The sequence below is a fragment of the Ruminococcus sp. D54t1_190329_F1 genome (assembly GCF_015551645.1).
In the GTDB taxonomy this organism is placed as follows: Bacteria; Bacillota; Clostridia; order Lachnospirales; family Lachnospiraceae; genus Blautia_A; species Blautia_A faecis.
In genome coordinates, this window is the sequence record NZ_JADNDC010000026.1 from 53,378 (window position 1) to 63,792 (window position 10,415).

A 10,415-nucleotide genomic window follows, 5' to 3' on the forward strand; every position below is an offset into this window, starting at 1 on the left:
AATTTAAGTATTTAAAGGCCCTGAAAGCCTTATAAACACTACGTTTCACAGTGATTATAAGGTTTTCGGGGCTTTTTTTGTATTTTTCTAAAAATCTGCCTGTTGAGGACAAATATATTGCATTTTCATCCATATTCTCTTACAATTACAAGTAGAATAAATAACGAAAACGGAATTGGAAAATGGATTTAAAATGCAGAACACTTTTGAAAAAAACTGCCTGGCCCGGAGAGGGAATGCAGCTGCTGAAAAATATGGGGTTTAAAACAGCTGCCATGGCATTGCGTGATGACTCTGTGGGAATTGACAACCAGACACTTCAAGCAGAAGAGAAGCTGGCTATTGTTCTCGGAACAGAGGGAGACGGGCTTTCCTCACAGACGATTGCAGATTGCGATTATACAGTGAAAATTCCCATGTCTCACGGTGTGGATTCCTTAAATGTGGCTGCCGCAAGTGCAGTGGCATTCTGGGAACTTGGGTATATTAACAGACGGAAATAATTGTGTATATAGAAATCGCTTTCAGGATAGAGTTAAAACAGAGATGCAGGATAGAGTTAAAGCGGGGACGCAAGACAAATGAAAGATAATAACTATAAGCAAAAAGGAGGCTGCAGGTTATGAGTGATCAGATATTTCGGAAAAAAAGTCTGGACCGGATTTCCTCCCCGGAGCAGCTGAACGATTATATCCGGGTGGCAAACCCGGGCATATGGATGATTCTGGCGGCTGTCATCATACTGCTGGCCGGGGTGTGCGTGTGGGGGATATTCGGTCATCTTGATACAAAAACAGAGACTGTGGGAACTGCAAAAGCAGGAAAAATCACATGTTATATAAAAGAAACAGATATCCGGAATGTCAAAAAAGGAACTCCAGTGTATATAGATGGGAAAGAATATGAAATTGCGGAGATATCCGAAATCCCTGTGAAGCTAAAAGAGGAACAGTTGGAAAGTGCTGCTTTTGCAGTGGATGAAAGCGTATACACAGCAACCATCCATACAGGGCTGGCAGACGGAATCTACAAGGTAGAGCTTGTTACGAACCGGGTGTCACCTATGTCATTTGTAATAAATTGAGGTGACCATAATGAGTGCTGAGAAAAAAGTAAAACAGCCGATCACAAAAGGGGTGGCGAAGGTTCCTGTAGTCATGCAGATGGAGGCTCTGGAATGCGGTGCAGCAAGTCTTGCCATGATACTTGCCTACTATGGGAAGTGGATTCCATTGGAGCAGGTTCGCTTCGATTGCGGCGTATCCCGTGACGGTTCCAGTGCAAAAAACGTACTGAAAGCTGCAAGAAGCTATGGGCTTACAGCCAAAGGATACCGCTATGAACCGGAAGATCTGAAGAAAACAGGTCGTTTTCCCTGTATCATCCACTGGAATTTTAATCATTTCGTGGTACTGGATGGCTTTCGAGGAAATAAAGCTGTTATAAATGATCCTGCCAAAGGAACCTATGCGGTTTCAATGGAGGCTTTTGATGAAGCTTTTACCGGAATCAGTCTGCAGTTTGAGCCTTCTGAGAATTTTGAGCCAGGAGGAAAGCCAGCCTCTGTACTTCGTTATGCGAAAAGACGCTTAAAAGGCACAGGCACAGCGATTGCATTTGTTGTCCTTACTACATTGATCTCTTCCTTGATCGGCATTATAAATCCTGCTTTTTCCCGTATTTTTATGGATCGGCTGCTGACCGGAGAGAATCCGGACTGGGTATTTCCTTTTCTCATAGGAATGATTCTCATGGGAGTGGTACAGTTGACTGTTATGTGGATTCAGCAGGTATATTCCCTGAAGATCAATGGAAAGCTGGATATGGTTGGAAATGCCACCTTTATGTGGAAAATACTGAGAATGCCTGTAGAATTTTTTTCACAGCGCATGGCAGGGGATATTCAGGTACGCAAGAATACCAATGCTTCTGTTGCAGAAGGGCTAGTGAATACGTTTGCGCCGCTGGTTTTGAATTCGCTGATGATGATTTTTTATCTGGTGGTTATGATAAGGTACAGTCCTGTTCTTACGCTGATGGGTGTAACCTCTGTATTTCTGAATCTGCTTCTTTCTAACATAATATCGAAAAAAAGGGTAAACATTGCCCGTGTCCAGCTGAAAAATGCAGGCAAACTTGCAGGTGCAGCCGTGGCTGGTATTGAGATGATCGAAACCATTAAGGCTACCGGCGCAGAAAATGGCTTTTTTGAAAAATGGGCAGGTTATCAGGCCGGAGCCAATACAGGAGCAGTAAAATTCCGGAAACTGAACAGTGTGCTGGGACTTCTTCCCGGGCTTATCAGTACTCTGTGCAACACAGCAGTTCTGATGACAGGAGTGTTTTTTGCAATGCAGGGAAGGTTTACTGTGGGTATGATCCTGGCATTTCAAGGCTTTCTGAATTCGTTTATGGCTCCGGCAGCCAGTCTCATCGCAGCAGGTCAGACTTTACAGGAAATGCGTACGGATATGGAGCGTGTCGAGGATATTATGAATTATCCGGAAGACGTTATATGGGGAAAAGCAGATGGGAAAGAGCCTGAAGCCTGTTTGAAAAATCATTCGGAAAGCCTGTTGCAAACAGAATCCAGTCCGGAAGAGGAGTACAGAAAATTATCCGGTCACATTGAACTGAAAAATGTCACATTCGGCTACTCCAGGCTTGCCCAGCCGCTGATAAGGGATTTCAATTTGTCCCTGAAGCCGGGCAGCAGAGTCGCTTTTGTTGGACCTTCCGGCTGCGGCAAATCCACTTTGTCCAAACTGATATCAGGTCTGTATGCCCCATGGAGCGGCGAAATCCTTTTTGACGGTAAAAAGATATCAGAGATAGACCGGAATGTGTTTACCGGTTCCCTGGCTGTGGTAGATCAGGACATTATCCTGTTTGAGGACACCATAGCGAACAATATTAAAATGTGGGACAATTCCATCGAAGATTTTGAAATGATCCTGGCTGCACGGGATGCACAACTTCACGATGATATTATGATGCGTGAGGGAGGTTATCAGTACAGGCTGACAGAAGGTGGAAAGGATTTTTCAGGCGGACAGCGCCAGAGAATGGAAATTGCCAGAGTTCTGGCACAGGATCCTACCATTGTTATTCTGGATGAAGCCACCAGTGCACTTGACGCAAAAACAGAATACAATGTGGTGAAATCTATAAAGGACAGAGGTGTTGCCTGTATTGTGGTCGCACACAGACTTTCTACCATCCGGGACTGCGATGAGATCATTGTGCTGGATGAAGGCAGAGTCGTGGAGCGTGGAACACATGAAGAACTTATGAGAGCCGGCGGAATGTACACTATGCTGGTATCAAATGAATAGGAGGCGGAAGCATTGGGCTGGTTTGACGAACAGATAAAACTTAGAAAGCAGAGCGATGACGATGCTTTCGCAGATTCTTTTGTGAAAATGGCAGGTGCCGTTATGGGGGAGAAGGTGCTTGCCTCGCTGAATGACGACCGTATTGTTGCCAAGAATGAAATCGATGAGATCCTGAAATTTTACCATGTAAAAAGCAGGGAGGTTCCGGATTCCATTGAGGATATGAATGAACAGCTGGAATACCTTATGCGCCCCTATGGAATCATGCGCCGCACGGTTTATCTGGAAAAAGGCTGGTATAAGGATGCAATTGGTGCCATGCTGGGCGTTATGAAAGAAACCGGAAAGATCGTAGCTCTTCTTCCCGGAAAAGTGTCTGGTTACAGCTATTATGACATTGAAGCTGGAAAAAGAAGAAAGATAACCCATGGAAATGAAGATTTGTTTGAAAAAGAGGCCCTTGCATTTTATAAACCTTTTCCCATGAAAAAGATGGGAATCCTTTCTCTGGCGAAATACATAATGGAGACACTTTCCGGGGCTGATTACGGGATGATGGTTCTTGCCGCACTTGCAGTGACTTTTGTGGGGATGCTGACACCGAAGATCAACCAGCTTATTTTTTCGGAGGTTCTGCCTTCTGGAAGCATGCAGCTGTTTTTTGCAATTTCGGTTTTTATGGTGTGCACTGCAATAAGCAGCTTGCTTTTTGAGGCAGTAAGTGCGATGGTAACTGCCAGGGTGGAAACGAAGCTGAGCTTGTCTGTAGAGGCTGCAACCATGATGAGGGTAATGTCCCTTCCGGCAGGTTTTTTCAGAAAGTACAGCGCAGGTGAGTTGTCCAGCCGTGCCAGCCAGATCAACTCACTTTGCAATATGCTGGTATCTACCGTATTTACAACAGGGATTACTTCCGTTTTTTCCCTTATCTATATCTCACAGATTTTTGCGTTTGCTCCGGCACTTGTGGCACCGGCGCTGACTATTGTAGCGGTGACGGTTGCGTTTTCTGTTATTTCTTCCCTGGTACAGATGGGAATTTCCAGAAGACAGATGGAGCTTGCAGGAAAAGAAAATGGAATGACATACGCTATGATCACTGGTGTCCAGAAAATAAAGCTTTCAGGGGCTGAGAAAAGGGCTTTTGCAAGATGGGGAGATTTATATGCCAAAGAAGCAAAACTTAAATATAATCCTCCTGTATTTATTAAAATAAATGCTGTGATCAGTACAGGGATTTCTCTTGCGGGTACTATTGTGATGTATTACGCAGCAATCCGGTCTGGCGTTTCCGTAGCGGATTACTATGCTTTTAATACTGCATACGGCATGGTATCCGGAGCTTTTCTGTCATTGGCAGGAATTGCTCTTACAGTAGCAAGGATAAGGCCTACACTGGAAATGGTAAAGCCGCTTTTTGAGACAGTGCCCGAGGTTTCCAGCGGAAAACAGGTGATTACAGGGATTTCAGGTGGGATCGAGCTGAATCATATATCGTTCCGGTACAACGAAAACATGCCTCTTGTACTGGATGACCTGTCTTTGAAAATCCACCCGGGACAGTATGTGGCGATTGTAGGCCAGACTGGCTGCGGGAAGTCCACCCTTATGCGTCTGCTCCTTGGATTTGAGAAACCTATGAAGGGAGCCGTTTATTATGACGGAAAAAATCTTGATAAAATTGATCTGAAATCGCTCAGGCAGAAGATTGGCGTAGTCATGCAGAATGGTAAGCTTTTTCAGGGGGATATTTATTCCAATATTGTGATCTCGGCGCCATGGCTGACACAGAAGGATGCCTGGGAGGCAGCAGAACTGGCGGGTATTGCAGAGGATATCCGGAAAATGCCTATGGGAATGAATACAATGATTTCTGAAGGCTTCGGCGGAATTTCCGGAGGACAGAAGCAGAGACTGATGATCGCCCGGGCTATTGCACAAAAACCCAGGCTGCTTATGCTTGATGAAGCCACCAGTGCCCTTGACAATCTGACCCAGAAAAAAGTGTCAGAAGCCCTGGATGGTCTGAAGTGTACCAGAATTGTAATCGCCCATCGGCTTTCTACTATTAAACAGTGTGACAGAATTCTTGTGCTGGATAAAGGGAAAATCATTGAAGATGGAAAATATGAAGAACTGTTAGAGAAAAACGGCTTTTTTGCAGAACTGGTAAAACGGCAGCGTCTGGATGCGCTGTAATAAAAAGAGATAAGGGGATATTTTATGCGATATATACTTGATTCCCGGATTGCCTTACGCTCCTGGCAGCAGGTTCCCTATGCATATTACCGGAAGGGAAGTCCATATGCCAAAGGGCTGAAAAAAGAAGAATTTGAGCTTTTGCGTTCCTGTGACGGAAAAAGGGAGCAGGAGGCGGATGATTTATTGGAAACTATGGCAGCCAGAGGCTTTATTCATCCCTGCAGAGGGGAAGAGAATCTGACAGACTGGCAGAAATACAGACATTGCGAGAACCGGTATTTTCCAAAAGTAAACTGGATGATAACCGGGAAGTGTAACTATAATTGTCTTCACTGCTTTAATGCAGCTGACAATGCCCATCCATGAGCGAGTGGTTCCTGAAGGAAGCAGAAAAATTTCTGGATGAGGCGAGGGAATGTGGGGTAAATGCATTTACCATCACAGGCGGGGAGCCGATGCTTCACAGGAATTTTATGGACATCCTGACGGGAATTTATGAAAGAGGAATGTATGTAGAAGAGATCAATACCAACGGCTATTTTCTCAGGCAGGGAGTGTTGGACCAGATGAAGGAAAGAGGAATCCGTCCTTTAATGAAGATCTCTTTTGACGGAATCGGACATCATGACTGGCTTCGTGGACGAAAAGGAGCTGAGGAGGATGCAATCCGGGCCATCCGTTTGTGCAGGGCAAATGATTTTCCAGTAATGATCCAGACAAATGTGCACAGACACAATCTGGATACGCTTCTGGAAACAGCGAAGCTTATGGACAGCCTTGGGGTGTGGAAAATGCGCATCATCCGCACATCGGAGGCCCCAAGGTGGAAGGAAAATGCAGGTGATGCTGCTCTGGGACTGACGGAATATTATGACAGAATGCTGGAATTTGCCAGTGCATATATGAAAACGGGCTGCAGAATGGATGTGATCATCTGGCAGTTTTTGCGTCTGTATCCTGTATCTGGCAGTTATGGGATGATTCCTGTTTTGTACCGGGAAAAGGAATACAGGGATTCGCTTCCAGTATGCAAGGGGGTCAGAGGCATGGTGGCAGTTGCTGCTAATGGAAATATATTTCCCTGTCATCAGCTGTCTGGCACCTACGAACTGAATGGGGATATCCCTGGCAATGTGAAAAAGGAATCTCTGAAGCATCTGCTAAGTGCCAGCCAGTATCTGTGTGAGGTATGTACGACTGTGGACAAAATCCGGGAGCACGACAGAAAATGCAGAAATTGTAAGTATTTCAAATACTGTGCGGGAGGATGCCGGGCACTGGCAATTGTGCTGACCGGGGACAAACTGGGGGCAGATCCCTCCAAATGTGTGTTTTTCGGACAGGGATATTATGAGAAAACTGTCAGTGCATTGCAGGAATATGAGAATTATACGGAAATTGCTTATAATCCGGGTATTGATATTTAATGGAAATTTAGAGCACATTTTTTCAGGCATGATGCAGACCGCAGATACATATGGAGTGGACCTGCCGGGGAAAAGGTGGCTGTAAATCTTGACTATGGCAGAGAACAAAATGACAAAGGAAGTTTTAAAAGCTGCAAAGGGAACCGGATCTGTGGAAGAACTTCAGAAACTGGCGAAGGAAAACGGCATGGAGCTTGATGCTGCACAGGCAGAAGAAATGTATGCCAGATTACACCCGGTAACCCAGGAACTTTCAGATGATGAGCTGGACAATGTAACAGGCGGTGATTCCTGCGACGTAGGATACAGCTGCCCGAAATGCGGAAGTACGGAGGTTTCTTCCAGAGAGCCACTTTATGGCTGCACCTATGTAACCTGCGCCTGCTGCGGTGCAACCTACTGGGATCCTACTTCCACCAAAACACAGAATTAATTGATTTTGGATGGAGGGATATTTTTGATGGAAGACGAAATAACAAAAAGAGAGCTTTCAGATGATGAGTTGGACAATGTGTCCGGTGGAGGATGCGAGGAGAATGCGCGAAACTGCTGTCCACAATGTGGGAGTACAGAAGCGAAAACAATTTTCAGTAGAGAAGACGGTTCTCTGGTTGAATGCGCTGTTTGTGGTACGGGGTACTGGAAAATTTAAAGCGCATCCCCAAAGTCCCTGGCTCGCGGCCTTTTGGTGAAAAATCCGCAGTTCGTATTGATGATAACGGACTGCGGATTTTTTATAAAAAAGATACTTTAATATTGCTCTTTACAATCGTTATAATTATTTTAAATATGTTTAACATTGGCAATACACAGAATTTAACATGGGCAGCTATAATATCTTTCATAAAAGGAAAAAAGAATGACATTTTTGAGTTGCTGCGAAGAAAGCGAACAGTAACGTCTTTTGAAGCAAGGGGGCTTTTTTTATGAGAAAGATATTACAGAGAAATGAGAAAGTAGAGCTTAACAGTTTTATAGAAGAATTTGTAAAGATAAGACAGAAATATTTTACCCCAGGTCAGGAATGGCTGGAAGCAGAGCTGGCGGAGGAAAAGATTAGCGTGTATATGGATAAAGCACAGCTGGAAAAAGATCTGGATGAGCTTGTAAAGACCAGTTTGATGTATGGCAAGGTACGGAATCTGGAAATGAAGATTCAGGTGAAAAAGACTGCAGATGGTGCTGGAATCTGTTTCTCGGATAATGGTGTTGGAAACTGGAGAAATAAGAGCATCTGTGTAACAGGAAAGCCTGGCAGAGGCCTGGAAACAAAGAAAATCTGGGGCGTGCAGGTTGCCTGAGTGTCAGTATATTAATGGTTTGAAAAAGGTTCTTTGCAAGACAAGTCAATATGGAAATCAGATCGCAGAGGATTATGAAAATACAGGATTTCTGCGGTCTGTTTTTATAGTATGTGGCAAAAAAAACGGCAGCCCGGTACTTTCCGGGCTGCCGTAAATTTTTTAGACACGCTTTAGATCCTGTTTGAAAGATCAGATGTTCAGAAGATCGCTGAATACCTTAAGAGCACCGTCTGTATTGTGTGCAAGTACACGTTTCGCAAGAACTTTACCAAGCTGAACGCCTTCCTGGTCGAAGCTGTTCAGATTCCATACGAAGCCCTGGAACATGATCTTGTTCTCAAAGTGAGCAAGCAATGCACCCAGGGAAGCAGGGGTAAGCTGCTGACCGATGATAATGCTGGACGGACGTTTACCCTTGAAGTTCTTGTTCAGGTTCTCATCCTCTTTACCGCAGGCAAATGCAACAATCTGAGCTGCCACGTTAGCGCAGAGCTTCTGCTGGCTGGTGCTGTTCTCAATGTCAACATCTACGCCAAGCTGGCTGTTCTTAAAGCCGATGAACTGAAGCGGGACAATGTCAGAGCCCTGATGCAATAACTGATAGAAGGAATGCTGACCGTTGGTTCCTGGCTCTCCGAAGATAACCGGACCTGTTACGTAGTTAACCGGCTCGCCGAAACGGTTTACGGTTTTACCATTGGACTCCATGTCACACTGCTGAAGGTGTGCCGGGAAGCGGCTTAATGCCTGTGAATATGGAAGAACAGCTGTGGAAGGATATCCCTGCACATTTCTCTCATAGATACCGATAAGGGCATCCAGCATATCTGGGTTCTTCATAAGGTCACGGTTTGTTGCAAGCTGATCCTCAGCTGCAGCACCTTCAAGGAGCTGAGCAAATACTTCCGGTCCGAATGCCAGGGAAAGGATTGCTCCGCCTACGCCGGAAACAGAAGAGTAACGGCCTCCGATGTAGTCATCCATGAAGATGGCGGTAAGATAATCTTCACTCTTTGCAAGGGGGGAAGTCTCACTTGTAACGGCAAGCATGTGTTTGGAAGGATTCAGACCTGCTTTTGTCAGGGCATCCTTTACAAATGCTTCGTTGGTCAGTGTCTCAAGGGTTGTACCGGATTTGGATACAACGATGAATAAGGAGTGTGCAAGGTCTACAGAAGTAAGTACTGCAGCTGCATCATCCGGGTCAACGTTGCTGATGAACTTCGCTTCCATCTTGAATGTGTTATTGGCCTTCGCCCAGTTCTCCAGTGCGATGTAAAGAGCACGGGGACCAAGGTCACTTCCGCCGATACCAATCTGAACGACTGTGGTGAATTTCTCACCAGCTTCGTTGGTGATCTCACCAGCATGAACCTTATTTGCAAAATCAGCAGCTTTTTTCTGCTGGGCAACGTAGAATTCACGTTTGTCTACACCATCTACAACAACCGGGTTACCAAGCTGCTTACGTGCAAGGTGATGAAGAACCATACGGTTCTCTCCGGTGTTGATCACTGCACCATTATATAATTCCTGAAATTTGTCGATCAGCTGTGCCTCGTCAGCCAGTTTCGCAAGTGCGGATAAAACGGTTTCGTCTACTTCTTTGGCTGCATAGTTGTAAGAAAGACCAGCTGCCATTGGTGTACTATAATCAGCTACACGCTTGCCACCTTCTTCACCAGACAGAGCTGCCGCAATGTCTACGTGATTCTTAAGCTCTTTCAGTTTGCCAAAAGAATCAAGTGTGTCAAGATTTTTCCATGTTGCCATAATATAATTCCTCCTTTAAATGGTTGAGACTATAGTTGCTGTTCAAAGCTTGTTCAGCAACGGATTATGCTCTCAAAGGAGTCTCACTGTGAGACCCGTATCGAAATCATTATACTGAAAAATTTATAGAATTTCAATGCAAGGATGAAGATTCTTGAAAAATTAACATTAATATAAGAAAGAATGGGGCTGATATGAAAAAAAGAACATAAAAGCTGGAGAAAAAGAGGGGATAGAAGTAAAAAAACAGCCGACAGAAGCTGAAATGATATGCCCCTTGTCAAGTAGACAGGTGAAATATCTAAAGGTAAGCGACAAAAATACCTACATTTCATTTTGGAGTGTAGGTATTTTTATGCACACCATTTCTCTTT

The 10,415-nt window shown here is 44.7% G+C and carries 9 protein-coding genes and 1 pseudogene; 9 read left to right on the forward strand and 1 reads right to left on the reverse strand.

Annotation, left to right across the window (positions count from 1 at the left end; translation table 11 throughout):
- Positions 1–212: 212 nt before the first annotated feature.
- The 9 genes and pseudogenes from I2D69_RS12955 to I2D69_RS12995 form a co-directional block, all read left to right on the forward strand.
- A pseudogene (locus tag I2D69_RS12955) lies at positions 213–503 on the forward strand (TrmH family RNA methyltransferase); the annotation flags it as partial.
- Positions 504–622: 119 nt separating this feature from the next.
- A complete protein-coding gene (locus I2D69_RS12960) occupies positions 623–1,084 on the forward strand; it encodes a hypothetical protein (RefSeq protein ID WP_173715916.1) in 462 nt (153 codons plus the stop codon).
- A 10-nt stretch (positions 1,085–1,094) separates the two neighbouring features.
- A complete protein-coding gene (locus tag I2D69_RS12965; protein WP_195380010.1) occupies positions 1,095–3,335 on the forward strand; it encodes an NHLP family bacteriocin export ABC transporter peptidase/permease/ATPase subunit in 2,241 nt (746 codons plus the stop codon).
- Positions 3,336–3,347: 12 nt separating this feature from the next.
- On the forward strand, positions 3,348–5,534 hold the full coding sequence (locus I2D69_RS12970) for an NHLP bacteriocin export ABC transporter permease/ATPase subunit (RefSeq protein ID WP_195380011.1): 2,187 nt from the start codon (positions 3,348–3,350) through the stop codon (positions 5,532–5,534).
- A gap of 24 nt (positions 5,535–5,558) precedes the next feature.
- Entirely contained in the window at positions 5,559–5,903 is a 345-nt protein-coding gene (locus I2D69_RS12975) for a hypothetical protein (protein ID WP_173715919.1), read from the forward strand.
- Positions 5,900–6,964, forward strand: a complete 1,065-nt coding sequence (locus I2D69_RS12980; RefSeq protein ID WP_173715920.1) for a radical SAM protein — start codon at positions 5,900–5,902, stop codon at positions 6,962–6,964. Before I2D69_RS12975 ends, I2D69_RS12980 begins: the two co-directional genes overlap by 4 nt.
- 109 nt (positions 6,965–7,073) lie before the next feature.
- Positions 7,074–7,397, forward strand: coding sequence for a bacteriocin (locus I2D69_RS12985; protein ID WP_173715921.1), 324 nt, complete (start codon positions 7,074–7,076; stop codon positions 7,395–7,397).
- 27 nt (positions 7,398–7,424) lie between these two features.
- Positions 7,425–7,616, forward strand: coding sequence for a bacteriocin (locus I2D69_RS12990; RefSeq protein WP_118579498.1), 192 nt, complete (start codon positions 7,425–7,427; stop codon positions 7,614–7,616).
- Between the two features lie 274 nt (positions 7,617–7,890).
- Entirely contained in the window at positions 7,891–8,265 is a 375-nt protein-coding gene (locus I2D69_RS12995; protein ID WP_195380012.1) for a hypothetical protein, read from the forward strand.
- Positions 8,266–8,457: 192 nt separating this feature from the next.
- On the opposite strand, the gene I2D69_RS13000 is transcribed toward I2D69_RS12995, so the two are convergent.
- A complete protein-coding gene (locus I2D69_RS13000; RefSeq protein ID WP_148461889.1) occupies positions 8,458–10,041 on the reverse strand; it encodes a glucose-6-phosphate isomerase in 1,584 nt (527 codons plus the stop codon).
- Positions 10,042–10,415: the final 374 nt, after the last annotated feature.